Here is an 18584-nt window from a genome sequence, read left to right as displayed (position 1 = left end):
TCATGACCTCCGCGCTCGCGCTCGTGCTGGCCGCCTGCGGAGGAGAGGACAGCGCCGCCCAGACCGGCGCGGCCGCCCCGTCCGGCCAGCCCTGGGAAACCCGCGCCGCCAACGCTCCGTCGCAGCAGCCGGCCTTCGCCGGCCAGACGCGCGCGCCGGAGGTGAGCGCCAATATCGCCTATACGGTGGAGACCGTGGCCACGGGCCTGGACAAGCCCTGGGCCATCGCCTTCCTGCCCGACGGTCGGATGCTGGTGACCGAAAAGCCCGGGCGCCTGCGCATCGTCACCGGCGAGGGCCAGCTGTCCGAGCCTGTCTCCGGCCTGCCCGAGGTGGACGCCCGAGACCAGGGCGGCCTGCTGGACGTGGCGCTGGACCCTGAGTTTGCTCAGAACAGCCTGATCTACTGGAGCTATGCGGAGCCCCGCGACGGGGGCGCCAACTCCACCGCCGTGGCCCGCGGCCGGCTGGTGGAGGACGGCCCCCGCGCCCGGGTGGAGAACGTCCAGGTCATCTACCAGCAGGAGCCGGCGCTCGATTCCACCAAGCACTTCGGCAATCGCCTGGTGTTCGATCGCGAGGGCCGGCTGCTGATCTCGCTGGGCGAGCGCTCCATCATGGAGGGCCGCATGCAGTCTCAGGATCTGAGCTCGGCCTTGGGCAAGGTGGTGCGCATCAATCGCGACGGCTCCATCCCGCAGGACAATCCCTTCGTCGGGCGCGAGGGCGCGCGGCCGGAGATCTTCGCCATCGGCGTGCGCAACGTTCAGGCTGCGGCCCTGCATCCCGAAACCGGCAAGCTGTGGGAGATCGAGCACGGCGCGCGCGGGGGCGACGAGCTGAACATCATCGAGGCCGGCAAGGACTATGGCTGGCCCACCATTGCCTACGGTCTGGAATATTCCGGCTCGGCCATCGGCCAGGGTCAGACCGCCCAGGAGGGCATGGAGCAGCCGGCCTATTACTGGGACCCGGTGATCGGGCCCTCAGGCATGATCTTCTATGACGGCGACATGTTCCCCGCCTGGAAGGGCAGCCTGTTCGTGGGCGCCCTGCGCGACAAGCACCTGGTGCGCCTGACCCTGGACGGTGAACGGGTCACCGGCGAGGAGCGGCTGGCCACGGATGTGAACGAGCGCATTCGCGAGGTCGCCCAAGGCCCCGACGGCGCCATCTATCTGGCCACTGACAGCGCCCAGGGCCGCATCCTCAAGATCGTCCCGGTGCAGTAGCCGCGGCCAAAGCGGGTTCGGGCGGGGCGGCTCAGCCCGCGCCCGGCCCCAGGCCCAGCCGTCCGGCCACCTCCTCGCCGATGGCCAGCGAGGAGGTGAGGCCGGGACTCTCGATCCCGAAGAGGGCGACGAGGCCCTCCAGCCCGTGGGCCTCGGGCCCATCGATGCGGAAATCGGGGTGGGGCTCGCCTGGTCCATGCAGCTTGGGGCGGATGCCGGCATAGTCCGGCGACAGGGAGTCGTCGGGCAGGCCCGGCCAGAACTTGCGCACATAGGCGTAGAAGCCCGCCGCGGCGTCCGGCTCGACGCTGTAGTCCAGCTCATCGACGAAGACCAGATCGGGCCCGAACACGGCCTGGCCGCCCAGATCACGACGATAGTGCGTGCCCAGCGCGCCGGGGATCGGCGGCGGATAGATCAGGCGGGCGAAGGGCGCCTTGCCCTGCAGGCGGAAATAGCGGCCCTTGCCATAGTGACCCTTGGGGATGGCGGCGGGCGCCAACCCCTCTATGCGGCCGGCCACGTCCTGTGCCGAAAGGCCAGGGGCGCTGACCAGCAGGCGGACATTGAGGGCCACGGGCTCGGCCCCGCCGGCGTGAACCCGCCAGCCGCCGCCCGGCAAGGCCTGCGCGCCCTCGAAAGGGGTGGAGATGACCACCGCCCCGCCGCCGGCCTCGATCTCGCCCTGCAGGGCGAGCATGTAGCCGTGGCTGTCGAAGACCCCGCTCTGGGGCGAGATCAGCGCGCCGTCGCAGGCGAGGTCCGGCTCCAGGGCCAGGGCCTGGCGACGGGAGAGCCTCTCCATGCCTTCCACATCATTGGTCTTCGCCTGGGCGAGGATGGGCTCGAGCCTCGCCAGTTCGTCGTCGCCATTGGCCACCACCAGTTTGCCGCAGCGATCGAACGCCACCCCCCGGGCTTCCAGGAAGGGATAGAGCATCCGTCGACCCTGGACGCACAGGCGCGCCTTGAGCGAGCCGGTGGGATAGTAGAGCCCGCCGTGGATCACCTCGGAATTGCGGGAAGAGACCCCCTGGCCGATGGCCACGTCCTGCTCAAGGACCGCTACGGTCAGCCCCCGGCGCGTCAGGGCGTATCCGCAGGCGAGCCCCACGGCGCCGGCGCCCACCACCAGGGCGTCAAAATCGAAATCGGCCATGACTTCTGGCTAGAGCATTTTCCGGCGCCGAAGCAAATGCTCAGGCGGCGGCGGCCGACTCCCCCAGGGCCTGCTGCAGGGCGCGCAGCAGATTTTCCGGCTTCATGGGCTTTTCCACCACGCTGATCATGCCGGCGGCCAGATAGCGGGCGGCGTCCTCGGGGTCGGCGTTGGCGGTGAGCGCGATGATCGGCGTGTGGCAGGCCGGCGCCGGCAGGGCGCGAATGGCCTGGGTGGCGGCCACCCCGTCCATGCGCGGCATGCGGATATCCATCAGGATCAGGTCAAAGCGACCGGTGCGGGCCAGTTCCACGGCCTCGACGCCGTCCACGGCCGTCTCGGCGGTGCAGTCGAACATCTCGCAGAGGGTCTCGGCCACCATCCGGTTGGTGGCGTTGTCGTCCACGATCAGGACGTGGGCGGCGCGCTCCTGTGCGGAGTGGGCCGGCGCGGCTTCGCTGCAGGCCGGCGCGGCGTCGAGGGTGAAGACCATGGTGGTCCCCCCGCCGGTGTTGGACTCGATCGCCAGCCGTCCGCCCATGGCGTCCAGGGCCTGCTGGCCCAGGACGGCGCTGATGGCGGCCTCCAGACCGAAGCGGGCGTCGACCTCGGGCGACAGCAGGTCGGCTTCCTGCGGCTGGGGCAGGCCGGCATGGCGCACCCGGCCCTCCAGGCGCAGCAACTCACCCGCGACGGCCACATGCAGGGCCGCTTCGACAGCGCCCCCATAGTCGCAGGCCAGGGCGCGGCTGATGAGACCGTCAAACACCTGGTGGAGGCGCGGGGCATCGATCATGGCCGCGGCGACCGGATCGCCTTCATAGGAGAAGAGCAGGGTGGCGCCGCTGCTGCGGATGGGATCGCGCCAGCGCTCCTGCACGGCGTCCATGAAGTCCCGCAGGCCTTCGGGCGCCGGCTGGATGACGAGGTTCTGCTGGTTGGCGAGACGCAGGTCGTCGGCCGCGGTCAGCAGCCGCGCGACGGCCGCGGCCGCCTCCTCCACGCCTTCGGCGCAGGCCCGCGCATCCGGCGACAGAGGCTGGCGTCCCAGACGCTGCGACAGGGCGAGAACACCTTCGATCTGAAGGCGGATCTCTTCCGAAAGGCGCGTCACGAAGAACTCGGACAGGGGCATGCTGCAGCCGAAGTACTCTTTGAACCGGCTGCAACAATGCCGGAGAACCCTTTGCGGAGTTGTTAAGTCGGCCGGGGCGCTTTGACGCATCTGTTGAAACGAATTCGGGCGGCAGGTCGCCCCGCCGCCCGATGTTCTCCGATCGTGGCTTTCCGCCGACCGGAACACGCGATCTAGAACCGGTATTGAAGCTCCAACCCGAAGGTCCGCGGCTGGATCAGGCCCCGGCTGATGCTCGTGCCCGTCTGGCGCAGATAGGACTGGCCGCCCACCACGAGGCCCGGATTGGGATTGCCGAACACCGCCGTGGGGTTGGTCGAGCTGGTGGAGGTGAAGCCCTCCTCGTCGAAGGCGTTCTTCACATAGCCGATCAGCGAGTAGCGATCCTCGATGTCGCGCCAGATCAGGCGGAAATCGGCCGTGGCGTAGGAGGGCACGGCGAAGGCCGGATTTTCGAACGGCTGGTAGATGGTTTCGTCGGTCCAGAAGCCGGTGGCCGAGGCGACAAGCGAGCCGGCGTCGAAGTCCCAGGTGTAGTTGCTGTTGATCGCCACCTTGTGCTCCGGCGACTGGAAGAGGCGCGAGCCCTTCAGGTCCTGGAACCGCAGGAGGACGCCGTTCTGGACGGCGCTGCCTCCGGCGGGCCTGGCGCTGGCCAGCAGGGCGCTGGGATCGGCGGGGTCGTAGAAGCAGCAACCGCGGGTGATCTCGGTGTTCAGATAGCCGTAGCTGACCGAGACGGAGAGCGCGCGGGTCGGTTGCCAGATGGTCTCCAGTTCGAGGCCATAGGCGCGGGCGTCCACATTGATGAAGTTGTTGGCCGCCGCGGTGCCCGCCGCATTGATTTGCTGCAGGTTGAGCTGCAGGTCGGTGTAGTCGTTGTAATACAGCGAGGCGTTGACGATCAGCTGGCGGGCGATCGTCTTCTTCAGGCCGAGCTCATAGGCGTTGACGAACTCCGCATCGCCCTCAGGCTTGGGCGCCAGCGTGCCCAGTAGGAAGCCCCCCGACTTGTAGCCGCGGCTGTACTTGCCATAGACCAGGGTGTCGTTGTCCGGGGTCCAGTCCAGGTTCAGCACGCCGGTCACCGCGTCCCAGCTGTCGGACAGGCGGCGGCTGTTCTGGACGCCGGGCGTGCCGGGCTGCAGGTCGGTGGAGACGTCGAAGGCGAAGGCGCCGCCCAGGGCCGGGCCGAAGGGGCCGGCAGGCGAGAACAGCACCAGGCGCTGATACTCGAAGCCTTCCTTCTCGTCCTTGGTGTAGCGCAGCCCCGCCGTCAGGGCCCAGGCGTCGTTGAACTCATAGGTCATCTGGCCGAAGACGGCCCAGGCCTTGGAGTTCAGCTCGGCCTGATTGTCGGCGAAGTTCCGCGACGGGTTGGCCGGGGCGGCGATGCAAGGATTGGTCGCCCCGCCGAAGAAGCAGGGGCTCGCCATCTGGACCTGTTGCGGATTCCCCAGCTGGATGCGCTGGGTGTAGTCCTCCTCGTACTGATAGACGCCGAGGATCCAGCGCAGCGGGCCCTCGGAATTGGACGTCAGGTTCAGCTCGTTGGAGTAGTACTTCTTCGTTTCGTAGAAGTCGGTGGTGTAATCCACGAAGATGCCGGGAACGCCGGCCACCGTGATGGGCGCGGTGCGGCTGGTGAGGTCGTAGTCGCCGCCGGTCTGATAGTCGTACTGCTGATAGCCGCCGATGTACTTCAGGTCGGCGAAGCCCAGGTCCCAGGTGATCTGGCCGGTCAGCACATGGTTGCCGCGCAGGGCGCCGTAGCCGTCGCGATTGGTGTTCTGGACATAGGGGTTGTTCACCCCCGGATTGACCCGGGTCTCGCCGAACTGGTTGTTGGTCACCAGGCCCCCGATGGGCTGAAAGGCGCGGGTGGTGTCATAGGGCGTGACGAGGTTGGCGAGGCGGTCGCCGATCCCCATGCTGTCGTCCCAGGTGGAGCGGTTGTAGCGGACCCAGACGTCCACATCCTCGCCCAGTTCGGCCTGCATCTGGGCTTCGAAATAGGTGCGCTTGATGGAGGCGCCTTCGTTGGCGGTCCCGACGTTCTCGATGAAGCCGCGGCGCTGCCATTCCTGGTTGCCGCCCACCTTGAAGCGCAGGTTGTCGGCCACGGGGACGGAGACCACGCCCTCGACGCGGGTGTATTCGAAATTGCCCACGGCGGCGCGCAGCTCGCCGGAGAAGTCCTGGGCCGGGCGCTTGGAGATCTGGTTGATCGCCCCGCCCATGGCGTTGCGGCCATAGAGGGTGCCCTGGGGGCCGCGCAGGATTTCGGTGCGCTCGATGAACAGCGGCGTCTTGAACAGCTCCGACGAGCTGGCCGAATAGAAGCCGTCCGAATAGGCGGCCACCCCCGGATCATTGCCGATATAGAAGGTGTTGCGGCCCGCGCCGCGCAGGGACACCCGGTCGGTGCCGGAATAGTTCATCCCGGGCGTGAAGTTCACGAAGTCCTGGATGTTGGTGATGCCCTTGGTGTCGCGCTGCTCCGAGGTGAAGGCCGAGACCGCCACGGGCACGTCCTGCAGGGCCTGTTCCCGCTTTTCGGCGGTGATCACCAGTTCCTGGATGGTGAAGGGCTCGGACGCGGCCGAGCTCTGGGCGGCGGCGGGCAGGGCGATGAGGGCGGCGACAGACGCGCTGGCGACGAGCAGGGTGCGCAAACCGTTTTGCGTGAGCGACATGGGTCCTCCCAGGCGGCCAGGGGACCGCCCGAATTTTCTATTTTGCGATGAGACCTCCGCCGGGGGAGCGGCGAAGCGGCGCCAAGCTGTGGAGGTCGGCTGCGGGCGTCAAACCCAAGTTTCTCCGCGCCCGTCGAATTGGCGAAAGTTTGGCGCGGCCGTGGCGGAAATATCGCGCTTTAGTGCGCGGCGAACAAAACTGAACCGCGTTATTCTCGCGCTTTCCCTTACGTGATAAGGGATTTGGCGCGCTGATCGACATCTGACCGGCAGCCGCTTTGGTCGTCCCTGAGGTCTGAGTCGGACCCCCGACGAAGCGTGCGTCCGCCAACACGCCCACCCTTTTCCTGTGGGGCCCGGGAGCGCATATGGGGGCCATGATGACCCCTTCCCGAAACCAGAGCGCCCTGGTGCTGTTTTCCGGCGGACAGGACTCCTCGGTCTGTCTCGCCTGGGCCCTGGCGCGCTATGACCGGGTGGAGACGGTCGGCTTCGACTATGGCCAGCGCCACGCGGTGGAGATGGAGGCGCGCCAGCACGTGCGCCAGGCCATCCTGTCCGCCTTCCCCGACTGGGCAGGCCGCCTGGGCCCCGACCATCTGATCGACCTCACGGGCTTCGGCGCCATCGCGGAGACGGCCATGACCTCCGAGCGCAGTTTCGAGATCACCGAGAAGGGTCTGCCCTCCACCTTCGTGCCGGGGCGCAACCTTGTCTTCCTGACCTATGGCGCGGCCCTGGCCGACCGGCGGGGCCTGCGCGACCTTGTGGGCGGGATGTGCGAGACCGACTTCTCCGGCTATCCCGACTGTCGGCGCGACACGATCGAGGCCCTGGAGCGGGCGCTGAACCTCGGCATGGCTCAGGACTTCCGCATCCAGACCCCGCTCATGGCCCTGACCAAGGCCGAGACCTGGGCCCTGGCCCAGGACCTGGGCGGCGCGCCGCTGGTGGACCTCATCTGCGAGGAGAGCCACACCTGCTATCGCGGAGATCGGGACCGCCGCCATGACTGGGGCTATGGCTGCGGCGCCTGCCCGGCCTGCGAGCTGCGGGCCAACGGATGGACCAGCTGGGTCGCCGCCGGCCGGCCGGGGCTGGCGCCGTGACCTATTCCGTCAAGGAGATCTTCCTGACCCTGCAGGGGGAGGGCGGCCAGGCCGGCCAGGCGGCGGTCTTCTGCCGCTTCGCCGGCTGCAATCTCTGGTCGGGGCGCGAGCAGGACCGGGCGAGCGCGGTCTGCACCTTCTGCGACACCGATTTCGTGGGCATGGATGGTCCTGGCGGCGGGCGCTTCCGCACCGCCGACGATCTGGCCGAGGCTGTGGCCGCAGCCTGGGGACCGGGAGAGGCCAGCCGCCTGGTGGTCTGCACGGGCGGCGAGCCCCTGCTGCAGCTGGACAGCCCCCTGATCGAGGCCCTGCACGCCCGTGGCTTTCGCATCGCCGTGGAGACCAACGGCACCCTGGCGGCTCCGCAGGGACTGGACTGGATCTGCGTCAGCCCCAAGGCCGACGCCCCGCTCGCCCAGACCTCGGGCCAGGAACTGAAACTCGTCTATCCGCAGGTTGGCGTCGATCCGGCGCGGTTCGCGGATCTCGATTTCGAGCGCTTCTATCTGCAGCCCATGGATGGGCCGGAGCGGTCGGCGGCCACCGCCGCGGCGATCGCCTATTGCCTTGCCCACCCCCAGTGGCGTTTAAGCGTGCAAACCCACAAATTCCTGGGCATCCCCTGACGGCCGCCGCGGCGGCCCCTCCAAGCCATGACATCGCAGCACTTCGAGATCACCAAGGTCGCGACCTTCGACGCGGCCCACTATCTGCCCGACGGCCCGGCCGAGAGCCCCTATACCCGCCTGCACGGCCATTCCTTCCAGGTGGAGGCCACGGTGGCCGGCGCGCCGCAGCCCCCTGTGGGCTGGGTGGCCGATCTGGCCGAGCTGGACCAGGCCCTGAGGGCGGTGGCGCTGGAACTGGACCACGGGCTTCTGAACGAAAAGCCCGGCCTCGCCAGCCCGACCCTGGAAAACCTCTGCCTCTATTTCGCCGAGCGGCTGAGCGCCCGCTTTCCGGGACTGTCCCGCATCCGGGTGTCGCGGCCGACCATCGGCGAGAGCTGCGCGCTTAATCTCTAAGAGGGCGGTGAGGTTCGGCGAGCGACTGGCGGCTTAGCGCCGGCGGCGCTTTTCATCCTCATCGTCGTCTCCATCAGGGATGACGGCGCCGACAGCCATCCCCGCCCCCTTGGCGGCGACCCCGACAGCAGCGCCTGTGACGCCGATGGCCACGCCGGCCGTGGCCCCCACGGCGGCGGCCACACAAGCTGCCTGGCTCAGCCCGAGGGCTGCGATGATGGCCCAGCGGGCCAGGACGCCGAATTTGGCCGCCATGTGAGACTTCCCCCAAGCCAGGCTGGGAACCGACAGCGGCGTCAGCCTGTAACCTCGCCACTGTGACGCGGAAGTCTGACCAAATGGCGCCGCGGGCTCAGACGTCCAGATCGAAGGCGGCCGGCTTGGGGGTGTCGCTGCTGCGGCGCCAGGGGCCGGCGAATTTGGGATCGTTGCGCCGCCGGCGATCGGGGCCGAAATAGTCCGCCGTGCGGATGAACGGCCGCGGATGCTCGACGATGCGGGTCAGACGCTCCAGCACCCCGCGGGCGGTCAGCGGCTTGGCCAGGAATTCGTTCACGCCGGCGTCGCGCGCCTCATTCACCCGCCGCATGGTGGAATGGCCGGTGATCATGATCACCGGGATCATGGCGTTGGGACTGTCGGGGGAATTGCGCAGCAGGCGCATGAAGTCGATGCCATCCAGCGGCTGCATGGACAGATCGGTCATGACGATGTCGATCTGGTGGTTGCGCAGCTTCTGCAGCCCCTCGGCCCCGTCGGACGCCTCATGAATGTGGACCACGCCGATCGCCCGCAGAATCTCCACCAGCAGGACGCGCATGTGGTGATTGTCATCGACAATCAGAATCCGGATGAGGTCGTAGCGCACTGAGCCCTCTTATTCTGCGGGGTCTTCTGTCGTGGGGTCAGGTTCGCCGACCGCGGGCTGATTTGGGTTAACTGAACGCGGCGGTCAATCGCCAAACCGGGCGACTACGCAAAATGGGGATTTTCGGCGGACGGCCGTGAGGGGCGCACCCCAGGCTGGCCGAGGACGCCGCCTATCGGAAGGCGACTGCGTCCGCTCCCTGTTGCCCACGGTGACGCAGCCAGGCGTCGGCCAGGACGCAGGCGGTCATGGCCTCCACCACCGGCACGGCGCGAATGCCCACGCAGGGATCATGGCGGCCCTTGGTGCGCAGCTCCACCTCCTGGCCCGCCTCGTTCAGGCTGCGGCGGGGGGTGAGGATCGATGAGGTGGGCTTGAAGGCCACCCGGGCGGTCACAGGCTGGCCGGTGGAAATGCCGCCCAACACGCCGCCGGCCTTGTTGGACAGGAAGACCGGCCGGCCGTTGGCGTCCAGGCGCATCTCGTCGGCATTCTCCTCGCCCGACAGGGCGGCGGAGTCGAAGCCCGCGCCGATCTCCACCCCCTTGGCGGCGTTGATCGACATCAGCGCCGCGGCCAGTTCGGCGTCCAGCTTCCCATAGATGGGCGCGCCCCAGCCGGCGGGCACGCCCAGGGCTTCCACCTCGACGATGGCGCCGGTGGACGAGCCGGCCTTTCGCACGCTCTCCAGGTGGCGCTCCCAGACCGGCACGGTTTCCGGGTCCGGGCACCAGAAGGGGTTCTCCGACGTCTGCGACCAGTCGAACCGGGCGCGGTCGATGGCGTGGGGACCGATCTGCACCACGGCGGCGCGGATGGTGACGCCGTCCAGGATCTTGCGCGCCACGGCGCCGGCGGCCACCCGGGCGGCGGTCTCCCGGGCCGAGGCTCGGCCCCCGCCCCGATAGTCGCGCACGCCGTACTTGGCGAAATAGGCATAGTCGGCGTGACCCGGCCGGAAGGCCTGGGCGATCTCGGAATAGTCGCGGCTGCGCTGATCGACATTTTCGATCATCAGCGAGATGGGCGTGCCGGTGGTCACCTGGCCGCCGGTGCGTTCGTCCTCGAACACGCCCGAGAGGATGCGCACCGCGTCCGGTTCCTGGCGCTGGGTGACGAACTTGCCCTGGCCCGGCCGTCGCTGATCCAGCCAGACCTGGATGTCCTCGGCCCGCAGGGGCAGGCCGGAGGGGCAACCGTCCACGACGCAGCCCAGGGCCGGGCCGTGGCTTTCGCCCCAGGTGGTGACACGGAACAGGTGGCCGAAGGTGTTGTGCGACATGGCTGCGCTCTTAGCGCATTTCTGCGCGGGCGCCACGGGGCCGGGAACCTGGGTCTTTCAGGGGGGTTGGGTTCTGACCCGTATTCAGAAATCCCGGAGCCCTTGATGCGCCTCGCCCTTCTCGCCGCCGCCGCCCTTCTTCTGCCCACCGCCGCCGCCCACGCTGACGAGCCCGCCACCCCCGACGAACGCGCCCGCATCCTTGCCGTGCTGGTGGCCGAAGGCTGCAGCGATCCCCGCAAGATCGAGCGTGAGACCGATGACGGCCGGCTGAAGGGCTATGAGGTGGAAGACGCCAAGTGCGCCGACGGGGTCTATGATTTCGACCTCGACCTGAACTTCGCCATCACCGATCGTGATCGCGACGACTGATCGCCCTTAAGCCGCCCAGGCCGCTGCAAAGCGGCGCAGCAGGGTGCGCGCGGCGCTGGAGGCGGCCTCTCCCGCCGGTTCGAGCCGGATGAAGAGGTCGCCCTCCCGCCGCCGGCCCCTGGCCGGCAGGCCGCCGCCTTCCAGACGGACGAGCCCCCGTTCCAGAGCCTTGCGGGTGATCCAAATGTCTCGGGGTCCCAGAGGGGTCTCCACCTGGATGCGACCGCCCTGGCTCAACAGGGCGGGGTCCAGGCGGACCGTCAGCCAGACATCGTCGCCTCGCACGATCAGCGCGCCGTCGCCGCGGACCGCCACGGTGAGGACTTCACCTCCGGCCCGCAGCCGGTCTCCGGCCCGCAGGCCCGGGGGACAGCTGATCCGCAGCTTTCGTCCATCGGACAGCCGATGCTCCACCGCGCCGCCGGCGAAGGCCACCAGCGGCGGCACCGACAGCGTATGGGGATCGCCCACGCTTCCTTGGGCCGCACGGGAGGGTGGGCGAGGCGCAGGGGGCTGTATGAATTTTCGCGGGGCTGCGGCGGCGGTGCGCAGCAGGTCATAGGCCGCCACGAGCCGCCGAAACGCCTCCGCGTCGCCCCCGGGACGATCCGGATGCACGGACTTGGCCGCCTGGCGGAAGGCGCGGCGCAATTCGCCCGGCGTGGCCTGGGCGCCGACGCCGAGCGCCTTGCGCGCCTCGCGCACCGACATGGCCGTTTCCGCCCCGCTCATGGGCAGGGTTTTAGAGGCTCGGCCCTCAACGCCCCGTTAAACCCCTGACGACCGGCGCGCCGCGCGCTATGAGGCTTGAGCCATGTCCAAGACCCCCGACGACCCGCTCATCCCGGCCTCGCCCAGCGAGGACGACTATGTCCGCCAGGTGACCGCCGCTGAGCCGCCGCCGCTTCTGTCGGAGGACGACCCTTTCGCCCTCTTCGCCGACTGGCTGAAGGAGGCGGGCGCCAAGGAGCCCAACGATCCCAACGCCATGGCCCTGGCCACCGTGGACGAGGCCGGCCTGCCCGACGTGCGCATGGTGCTGCTGAAGGATGTCGATCCGGGCGGCTTCGTCTTCTACACCAACCTGGGAAGCGCCAAGGGCCGGCAGCTGGCGGCCAACCCCCAGGCGGCCCTGTTGTTTCACTGGAAGTCGCTGCGCCGTCAGGTGCGGGTGCGCGGCGCCATCACGCCGGTGAGCGACCAGGAGGCCGACGCCTATTTCGCCACCCGCGCCCGTCCCGCCCAGATCGGCGCCTGGGCCTCGGCCCAGTCGAGGCCGCTGCCCGACCGGCTGGCCCTGGAGAAGAAGATCGCCGAGGTGGGCCTGAAGTTCGGCCTGGGCCAGGTTGCTCGCCCCCCTCACTGGTCGGGCTTTCGCCTGGCGCCCCAGGTCATGGAGTTCTGGCGCGACCGGCCCTTCCGCCTGCATGAGCGCCTGGTGTTCCGCCAGGCGGCCGGCGGCTGGACCACCGAGCGGCTCTTCCCCTGAGGCCCTTGCCGTGATCGACCCCGAGGAGACCGAGATCGCCGCCTGGCTGGAGCGCCAGGCCGATCAGAGGATCGACACCGCCTGCGCCCGCGTCTTCCTGGGCGGCGACCGGGCGTTGAAGATCAAGCGCCGGGTGGAGCTGGGCTATCTGGACTATTCCACCCTGGAGCTGCGGCGCTGGGCGTTGGACCGCGAGCTGAGGTTCAACCGCGCCGCAGCCCCCGACATCTACCGCGCCGTCCGCGCCATCACCCGCGAGGCCGATGGCGCCCTGGCCCTGGATGGCGCGGGCGAGCCGGTGGAATACGCCCTGGAGATGCGGCGTTTCGATGAAACCGCCGTCCTGGCCGCCCGGCCCTGGGCGGTGGACGGGCCGCTGGCCGACGCCCTCGGCCGCACCGTAGCCCGCTTCCACGCTTCGGCCCCGCTCCGCCCGGAGGGCGGCGGCGGGCGGGCGCTGAAGTTCACCATCGATTCCAACGCCCATCTGTTGCGGGAATTGGCGCCCCGGCTGGGCCCCGATCGCGTCGAGGCGGTGGTCGCAGCCACTGAGGCGGCGTTCCATCGACAGTCGGCCCTGCTGGACGCCCGCGCCGCCGGCGGCTTCGCCCGCCACTGCCACGGCGATCTCCACCTGGGCAACATCCTGCTGGAGGATGGCCGCCCGATCCTGTTCGACTGCATCGAGTTCAACGACACCCTCTCGGAGGTGGACGTCCAGTACGACATCGCCTTCCTGCTCATGGACCTGGACTTCCGCCGCCGCCGGGACGCCGCGGTACGCGTGCTTGCGGCCTATCTGGACGAGGCCGCCCGCAGCTTCGGCCCCGAACTGTGGGATGGGCTGGCGGCCCTGCCGCTGATGATGTCGGTGCGCGCCGCCGTGCGCGCCCATGTCTGGGCCCATGTGAATGACGACGCCTCGGCCAGCGCCTATCTCGATGCAGCCCTGGCTCACCTTGATCCGCCGCCCCCCAGCCTGCTGGCGGTGGGCGGGCTTTCGGGCACCGGCAAGTCCACCGTCGCCCGCCTGATCGCCCCGGGCCTGGGCGCGGCGCCGGGCGCGGTGATCCTGCGTACGGACGAGGTGCGCAAGCGCCTCATGGGCGTGCCCCCCGACAGCCGGCTGCCCGCGGCGGCCTATGGCCCGGGCTTTTACGAGCAGGTCTATGACACCCTGTTCAACGAGGCGGGCCAGGCGCTTGGCGCGGGGCGCGCGGTGGTGCTGGACGCCACCTTCATCGAGCCTGGCCTGCGCAGCCGCGCGCGGCTGCTGGCGGCCCGGGCGGGCGTGCCGTTTGAGGGAATCTGGCTCGAGGCGCCGGCGGAGATCCTGGCCCAGCGCATTGCGGCGCGCCACGGCGACGCCTCCGACGCCACGGTGGAGACCCTGCAGATGCAGCTCGACCGCGGCGTCGGCGACCTGGACTGGATGCGACTGGACGCCTCAGGCACGGCGGCCGAAGCCGCCGAGGCCTGGGCGCAGCGTCCGGCCTGAGCGCCGAGCGTCCCGTTCAGGCCGGCTCGCCCGTTCAGGCCGGCTCGCCCGTTCAGGCCGGCTCGCGTTGAGCGCTCACCCGCCGGCGGGCGGCGACGGCCTGGGCCAGTCGGTCCAGGACCTGGACGGAGTCGTCCCAGCCGATACAGCCGTCGGTGATCGACTGGCCGTAGGTCAGGGGCTTGCCGGGGACCAGGTCCTGGCGGCCGGCCACCAGGTGGCTTTCCACCATCACCCCCATGATCTTGGCCTCGCCAGCGGCCATCTGGTCGGCCAGATCGGCGATCACCGCGGGCTGGTTTTCCGGCTTCTTCAGGCTGTTGGCGTGGCTGGCGTCGATCATCAGCCGCTCGGCCAGGCCCGCCTTGGCCAGCAGGCCCGCGGCCGCCGCCAGGCTGACGGCGTCATAGTTGGGCTGGGCCCCGCCGCGCAGGACGACATGACAGTCGGCGTTGCCCGCCGTCGAGGCGATGGCCGACCGGCCTTCCTTGGTCACCGCCAGGAAGTGGTGCGGCTGGCTGGCGGCGCGCACGGCGTCCACGGCGATCTGAACATTGCCGTCAGTGCCGTTCTTGAAGCCCACCGGGCAGGAAAGGCCAGAGGCCATCTCGCGGTGGATCTGGCTCTCGGTGGTGCGCGCCCCGATGGCGCCCCAGGCCACCAGGTCGGCGATGTACTGGGGCGTGGTGACGTCCAGGAACTCGCAGGCCGCGGGCAGGTCCAGGTCATTGATGTCGGCCAACAGGCCGCGGGCGATCCGCAGTCCCTGATCGATGGCGAAACCGCCGTCCAGGCCCGGATCGTTGATCAGCCCCTTCCAGCCCACCGTGGTGCGGGGCTTCTCAAAATAGACCCGCATCTGGATCTCCAGCTCCCCCGCATGCTGGCGGCGCAGGGGGGCGAGACGGTGAGCGTATTCCATGGCCGCGTCCGGGTCATGGATGGAGCAGGGTCCGATCACCACCAGCAGCCGGTCGTCCCGGCCATGGAGGATCGCCTGGGCGGCGGCCCGGCCGGAGGTGACGGCGCCCAGAGCGCGCGCGCTGGCCGGATGGGCGGCGATGATCTCCGCGGGCGGAGTCAGCGGTTTGATGGAGCGGATGCGAAGGTCGTCGGTGGAAGGCGCTTGGGTCATGGGGCTCTCGGTGGGGAGCCGACCGGCGGGCCATAAAAAAAGCCGCCGGATCGGCGGCGGCTGATGGGGTTCGTCTCGACGTGGTTTACGTCAGCAGAACTCCGTCCTCCGCCAGGGGCGTCGGATAGCCAAAATACCAAAAGAGGTAGGTTGCGGCGTTCGGAGTCATTACGGCGCAACAAATAACCACCGGCGCGGCGGTTGTCACCCCAAAAGAGAAAGACTTTGCCCCGCCCGCCCTGCGGCGCGACCCGCGTTGCCTTAAAGGGTTCGCAAACCTAGCTTAGGCGGCAACGAAACGCCGATAACCTATTGGGAGGTAATGATGCTCGGCTTGATGCAGGACTGGCCGCTGACCGTCGACAAGATCCTCGATCACGCCAAGGCCTGGCATGGCGACCGCGAGATCGTCACCCGCAGCGTTGAAGGCCCCATCGTCCGCACCACCTACGCCCAGGTCCACGAGCGGGCCAAGCGACTCTCCAACGCCCTGCTGAAGCTCGGCGTCCGGCGGGGCGACCGGGTGGCGACGCTGGCCTGGAACACCGCCCGCCACCTGGAAGCCTGGTACGGGATCATGGGGATCGGCGCGGTCTGCCACACCCTGAACCCGCGTCTGTTCCCCGAGCAGCTGGCCTACATCATCAACCACGCCGAGGATCGGGTCATCTTCACCGACTTGACCTTCCTGCCGATCCTCGTGGCCCTGAAGGACAAGCTGCCCACGGTCGAGCACTATGTGGTGATGACCGACGAGGCCCACATGGCCGACTGTCCCCTGGACGGCGCCCTGTGCTTCGAGACCCTGGTGGCCGAGGCCTCGCCCGACTGCGCGTGGGGCGGCTTCGACGAGAACACCGCGGCCGGCCTCTGCTACACCTCCGGGACCACGGGCAATCCCAAGGGGGTGCTCTACTCCCACCGCTCGAACTTCCTGCACACCCTGGTGACCATGGGCTCGGACGTGCTGGGGGTGGGGGCGGCCGACAGCATCCTGCCGGTGGTGCCCATGTTCCACGCCAACGCCTGGGGCATCGCCTTCTCGGCGCCGGCCGTGGGCGCCAAGCTGGTCATGCCGGGGCCCAAGCTCGACGGCGCTTCGGTGCACGAGCTGCTGGAGAGCGAACAGGTCAACTTCTCCGCCGCCGTGCCCACGGTCTGGCAGATGCTGCTGACCCATCTGCGGGAGTCGGGGGGAAAGCTGACCTCGCTCAAGCGCGTGGTGATCGGCGGCTCGGCGGTGCCGGAATCCATCGTCCGCGGCTTCCGCGACGAGTACGGGGTGGATGTGACCCACGCCTGGGGCATGACCGAGACCTCGCCGCTGGGCACCCAGGCCACGCCCAACCACAAGATCGCCGCCATGGGCGATGAGGACCAGCTTCGCTACAAGCTGAAGCAAGGTCGTCCGCCGCTCGCCATCGAGATGAAGCTGGTCGATGACGGGGAAGCCCGTCTGCCCCACGACGGAACCACCTTCGGACGACTGAAGGTCAAGGGTCCCTTCGTGGTGGGTGAGTATTTCAAGGCCGAGGGCGGCCAGTTGCTGGACGGCGAAGGCTTCTTCGACACCGGCGATGTGGCGACCATCGATGAGCATGGCTTCATGCAGATCACCGACCGCGCCAAGGACGTCATCAAGTCCGGCGGGGAATGGATCAGCTCCATCGAGATCGAAAACCTGGCGGCGGGCCATCCCAAGGCCGCCCTGGCGGCGGTGATCGGCGTCCATCACCCCAAGTGGGACGAGCGGCCCCTGCTGCTGGTCAAGCTGCGTGAGGGCCAGAGCGCCACCAAGGAGGAGTTCCTGTCCTTCCTGGAGGGGAAGATCGCCAAGTGGTGGATGCCCGACGACGTCGTCTTCGTGGACGACATTCCCCTGGGCGCCACCGGCAAGATCGACAAGAAGCTGATCCGCGACCAGATGGCCGACTACCGGCTGCCCACCGCTGAGCCGGCCCCGGCCGCGCCTCTGGTGGCGGCCTCGCCCAAGCTCTATGCGCCTGAGCCCGAGCATGGGCCGGAGCCTGCAGCGGAGCCGCTGGCCTGGACCCCGGCCAGCGCCAATGCGTCGGTGAGCGAGGTGGCGACGCCCGATCCTCAGCTCCCCACAGAGGAGGCCCAGGCGGACGCCCTCGGCCCTTTCCCGGCGTCGCGGCCGTAGAGGCCGCACAGCCTGAATGGCCGGCCTATGAGCCGGCGCCGGAGCCGGCCGAGGCGCCGATGGCGGCGCCCGCCGCCGCGGCTTCGGCGGACTCGCCCCTGTTCATTCCCCGCCCGGCCGAGCCTGCGCGCCGGGGCGGGCGAGGGGGGCTGGCGGGCCTGGTGATCGCGCTCGCCCTGGCCGTCGCCGTGGCGCCGGGTGCGCTTTGGGCGCTGGGCGCCTATGGCTGGAGCTATGGCCTGGTGAACGGCGCCACCGCCCAGGCGGCCCTGACCTGGGCGCCGCAGATCGCGCTGGCCAGCGCGGCCACCAGCGTGGCGGCTCTGATCGCCGCGGCGCTGGCGGGCTTCCGGCGCTTCGGCGGCCTGGCCCTCCTGGCGGTGCTGGTCAGCGCCGTGACCCTGGCCATCCTAGCCGGCACGGGCGGGCTGGGGGTCTGAGGCGCAACGCCTTGGGCTAAGCCAGAAGACCTGGCGCACGAGGGGATGTCACGACATCCCCTCGTGCAGCAGGCTCAACTGGCGGGGCGATAGGTCCCGTCGATCCGGGGCTCTCCTTCGGTGACCACCTTGCCTCGGCGGACCAGGTCGATCATGTGCCCGAAGACGGAGCGGGCCGCAGCCGGATGCAGCCGTGAATCCACGTCGGCATAGAGGACGGGGACCATTTCGGTGATCTTCCCGTAGCCGTCGATCACCGCCTTCAGCACCTGAGCCTCCCGCGCCCGCCGATGGGCCGCATAGGCCTCGATGAAGGGCGTGACCTCCAGGATGGGCGGGCCGTGGGTGGGCCAGAGCACGTCATAGCCCCTGGCCTTCACCAGTTCGAGGCTGGCCATATAGTCGGTCATGTCCCCGTCCGGCGGGGTGATCACCGTGGTGGACCAGCCCATGATGTGGTCCCCGGAGAAGAAGGCGTTCTCCTCGCGCAGGGCGAAGCAGATGTGGTTGGAGGTGTGGCCCGGCGTCGCCACCGCCTCCAGCGTCCAGCCGGGCCCCTCGATCACCTGGCCGCCGCCGCACAGGTCGATGTCGGGCCTGAAGTCGAAATCCGCCCCGGCTTCGGTGCGGATGGTCGATTCCTCGGCCGCCATGCCCACCGCGCAGCCATAGATCGGCGCCCCGGTCCTGGCCTTCAGCGCCCGCGCCAGGGGGGAGTGGTCGCTGTGGTGATGGGTGACCAGGATGTGGCTGACCCGCTCGCCGGGTTCCAGGGCCGCCAGTAGGGCCTCCAGGTGGTCGTCCAGGTCCGGCCCCGGATCGATCACCGCCACCTCGCCGCGGCCGATGATGTAGGTGCCGGTGCCGGTGAAGGTGAAGGGGCCGGGATTGCGCGCAATCACCCGCCGGATGAGGGGCGAGACCTGATCGCAACGGCCGTACTCGAAGTCCAGATCGCGGACATAGGGGATCATGGG

At 69.2% G+C, this 18584-nt stretch carries 18 protein-coding genes; 9 read left to right on the top strand and 9 right to left on the bottom strand.

The genetic code is table 11. The features are described 5' to 3' along the window. Positions 1 to 2 precede the first annotated feature (2 nt). Complete coding sequence (locus V7D28_RS04430; RefSeq protein ID WP_442957891.1) at positions 3 to 1232, top strand: PQQ-dependent sugar dehydrogenase; 1230 nt, start codon at positions 3 to 5, stop codon at positions 1230 to 1232. A 31-nt stretch (positions 1233 to 1263) separates the two neighbouring features. Here V7D28_RS04430 and V7D28_RS04425 read toward each other — a convergent pair whose 3' ends face one another. The 3 genes from V7D28_RS04425 to V7D28_RS04415 form a co-directional block, all read right to left on the bottom strand. After that, entirely contained in the window at positions 1264 to 2391 is a 1128-nt protein-coding gene (locus V7D28_RS04425) for an NAD(P)/FAD-dependent oxidoreductase (RefSeq protein ID WP_333586151.1), read from the bottom strand. Between the two features lie 40 nt (positions 2392 to 2431). Continuing rightward, positions 2432 to 3526 carry a response regulator gene (locus V7D28_RS04420; RefSeq protein ID WP_333586150.1) on the bottom strand — a complete coding sequence of 365 codons (1095 nt, stop codon included), beginning with the start codon at positions 3524 to 3526 and terminating at the stop codon, positions 2432 to 2434. A 173-nt stretch (positions 3527 to 3699) separates the two neighbouring features. Next, entirely contained in the window at positions 3700 to 6222 is a 2523-nt protein-coding gene (locus V7D28_RS04415; RefSeq protein ID WP_333586149.1) for a TonB-dependent receptor, read from the bottom strand. 380 nt (positions 6223 to 6602) lie between these two features. Between V7D28_RS04415 and queC the strand changes: the two genes are divergently transcribed. Genes queC through V7D28_RS04400 form a run of 3 tightly spaced genes read left to right on the top strand, consistent with a single transcriptional unit; the run spans position 6603 to position 8359 of the window. Next, positions 6603 to 7331 (top strand): 7-cyano-7-deazaguanine synthase QueC, encoded by a 729-nt coding sequence (gene queC / locus V7D28_RS04410; RefSeq protein ID WP_333586148.1) that lies wholly within the window; start codon positions 6603 to 6605, stop codon positions 7329 to 7331. Next, a complete protein-coding gene (gene queE, locus V7D28_RS04405; protein WP_333586147.1) occupies positions 7328 to 7960 on the top strand; it encodes a 7-carboxy-7-deazaguanine synthase in 633 nt (210 codons plus the stop codon). The genes queC and queE overlap by 4 nt, the downstream gene beginning before the upstream one ends. 27 nt (positions 7961 to 7987) lie before the next feature. After that, on the top strand, positions 7988 to 8359 hold the full coding sequence (locus tag V7D28_RS04400; RefSeq protein WP_333586146.1) for a 6-pyruvoyl trahydropterin synthase family protein: 372 nt from the start codon (positions 7988 to 7990) through the stop codon (positions 8357 to 8359). Positions 8360 to 8392: 33 nt separating this feature from the next. Here V7D28_RS04400 and V7D28_RS04395 read toward each other — a convergent pair whose 3' ends face one another. The 3 genes from V7D28_RS04395 to aroC form a co-directional block, all read right to left on the bottom strand. After that, on the bottom strand, positions 8393 to 8614 hold the full coding sequence (locus V7D28_RS04395) for a hypothetical protein (RefSeq protein ID WP_333586145.1): 222 nt from the start codon (positions 8612 to 8614) through the stop codon (positions 8393 to 8395). A 97-nt stretch (positions 8615 to 8711) separates the two neighbouring features. Beyond that, positions 8712 to 9227 (bottom strand): response regulator, encoded by a 516-nt coding sequence (locus V7D28_RS04390; protein WP_333586144.1) that lies wholly within the window; start codon positions 9225 to 9227, stop codon positions 8712 to 8714. Between the two features lie 172 nt (positions 9228 to 9399). Continuing rightward, positions 9400 to 10509, bottom strand: a complete 1110-nt coding sequence (gene aroC, locus V7D28_RS04385; protein ID WP_333586143.1) for a chorismate synthase — start codon at positions 10507 to 10509, stop codon at positions 9400 to 9402. A 105-nt stretch (positions 10510 to 10614) separates the two neighbouring features. Here aroC and V7D28_RS04380 point away from each other — a divergent pair, with 105 nt between their 5' ends. After that, positions 10615 to 10881: a hypothetical protein gene (locus tag V7D28_RS04380; RefSeq protein WP_333586142.1), complete on the top strand. Its 267-nt coding sequence runs from the start codon at positions 10615 to 10617 to the stop codon at positions 10879 to 10881. 6 nt (positions 10882 to 10887) lie between these two features. Here V7D28_RS04380 and V7D28_RS04375 read toward each other — a convergent pair whose 3' ends face one another. After that, complete coding sequence (locus V7D28_RS04375; protein WP_333586141.1) at positions 10888 to 11613, bottom strand: J domain-containing protein; 726 nt, start codon at positions 11611 to 11613, stop codon at positions 10888 to 10890. Between the two features lie 82 nt (positions 11614 to 11695). On the opposite strand from V7D28_RS04375, the gene pdxH reads away from it, so the two are divergent. Next, positions 11696 to 12370 (top strand): pyridoxamine 5'-phosphate oxidase, encoded by a 675-nt coding sequence (gene pdxH, locus V7D28_RS04370; protein WP_333586140.1) that lies wholly within the window; start codon positions 11696 to 11698, stop codon positions 12368 to 12370. A 10-nt stretch (positions 12371 to 12380) separates the two neighbouring features. Beyond that, entirely contained in the window at positions 12381 to 13868 is a 1488-nt protein-coding gene (locus tag V7D28_RS04365) for a bifunctional aminoglycoside phosphotransferase/ATP-binding protein (protein ID WP_333586139.1), read from the top strand. Between the two features lie 52 nt (positions 13869 to 13920). Here the strand turns inward: V7D28_RS04365 and V7D28_RS04360 are convergent, their stop codons facing one another. Then, complete coding sequence (locus tag V7D28_RS04360) at positions 13921 to 15003, bottom strand: 3-deoxy-7-phosphoheptulonate synthase (protein WP_333586138.1); 1083 nt, start codon at positions 15001 to 15003, stop codon at positions 13921 to 13923. A gap of 325 nt (positions 15004 to 15328) precedes the next feature. Between V7D28_RS04360 and V7D28_RS04355 the strand changes: the two genes are divergently transcribed. Both V7D28_RS04355 and V7D28_RS04350 read left to right on the top strand, forming a co-directional pair. Then, positions 15329 to 17167, top strand: coding sequence for a long-chain-fatty-acid--CoA ligase (locus V7D28_RS04355; protein WP_333586137.1), 1839 nt, complete (start codon positions 15329 to 15331; stop codon positions 17165 to 17167). Between the two features lie 59 nt (positions 17168 to 17226). Then, positions 17227 to 17607 (top strand): hypothetical protein, encoded by a 381-nt coding sequence (locus tag V7D28_RS04350; protein ID WP_333586136.1) that lies wholly within the window; start codon positions 17227 to 17229, stop codon positions 17605 to 17607. 74 nt (positions 17608 to 17681) lie between these two features. Here the strand turns inward: V7D28_RS04350 and V7D28_RS04345 are convergent, their stop codons facing one another. Further along, on the bottom strand, positions 17682 to 18581 hold the full coding sequence (locus tag V7D28_RS04345) for an MBL fold metallo-hydrolase (RefSeq protein WP_333586161.1): 900 nt from the start codon (positions 18579 to 18581) through the stop codon (positions 17682 to 17684). Positions 18582 to 18584 lie beyond the last annotated feature (3 nt).

It is taken from the genome of Phenylobacterium sp. (assembly GCF_036723115.1).
In the GTDB taxonomy this organism is placed as follows: domain Bacteria; phylum Pseudomonadota; class Alphaproteobacteria; order Caulobacterales; family Caulobacteraceae; genus Phenylobacterium.
This window is presented reverse-complemented; position numbering and strand designations above follow the sequence as displayed.

Bases quoted from the DNA above. Each gene is read 5' to 3' on its own strand.
- V7D28_RS04430 (WP_442957891.1), top strand. From the start codon at position 3: ATGACCTCCGCGCTCGCGCTCGTGCTGGCCGCCTGCGGAGGAGAGGAC.
- V7D28_RS04425 (WP_333586151.1), bottom strand. From the start codon at position 2,391: ATGGCCGATTTCGATTTTGACGCCCTGGTGGTGGGCGCCGGCGCCGTG.
- V7D28_RS04420 (WP_333586150.1), bottom strand. From the start codon at position 3,526: ATGCCCCTGTCCGAGTTCTTCGTGACGCGCCTTTCGGAAGAGATCCGC.
- V7D28_RS04415 (WP_333586149.1), bottom strand. From the start codon at position 6,222: ATGTCGCTCACGCAAAACGGTTTGCGCACCCTGCTCGTCGCCAGCGCG.
- queC (WP_333586148.1), top strand. From the start codon at position 6,603: ATGACCCCTTCCCGAAACCAGAGCGCCCTGGTGCTGTTTTCCGGCGGA.
- V7D28_RS04400 (WP_333586146.1), top strand. From the start codon at position 7,988: ATGACATCGCAGCACTTCGAGATCACCAAGGTCGCGACCTTCGACGCG.
- V7D28_RS04395 (WP_333586145.1), bottom strand. From the start codon at position 8,614: ATGGCGGCCAAATTCGGCGTCCTGGCCCGCTGGGCCATCATCGCAGCC.
- aroC (WP_333586143.1), bottom strand. From the start codon at position 10,509: ATGTCGCACAACACCTTCGGCCACCTGTTCCGTGTCACCACCTGGGGC.
- V7D28_RS04380 (WP_333586142.1), top strand. From the start codon at position 10,615: ATGCGCCTCGCCCTTCTCGCCGCCGCCGCCCTTCTTCTGCCCACCGCC.
- V7D28_RS04375 (WP_333586141.1), bottom strand. From the start codon at position 11,613: ATGAGCGGGGCGGAAACGGCCATGTCGGTGCGCGAGGCGCGCAAGGCG.
- pdxH (WP_333586140.1), top strand. From the start codon at position 11,696: ATGTCCAAGACCCCCGACGACCCGCTCATCCCGGCCTCGCCCAGCGAG.
- V7D28_RS04360 (WP_333586138.1), bottom strand. From the start codon at position 15,003: ATGACCCAAGCGCCTTCCACCGACGACCTTCGCATCCGCTCCATCAAA.
- V7D28_RS04355 (WP_333586137.1), top strand. From the start codon at position 15,329: ATGCTCGGCTTGATGCAGGACTGGCCGCTGACCGTCGACAAGATCCTC.
- V7D28_RS04350 (WP_333586136.1), top strand. From the start codon at position 17,227: ATGGCGGCGCCCGCCGCCGCGGCTTCGGCGGACTCGCCCCTGTTCATT.
- V7D28_RS04345 (WP_333586161.1), bottom strand. From the start codon at position 18,581: ATGATCCCCTATGTCCGCGATCTGGACTTCGAGTACGGCCGTTGCGAT.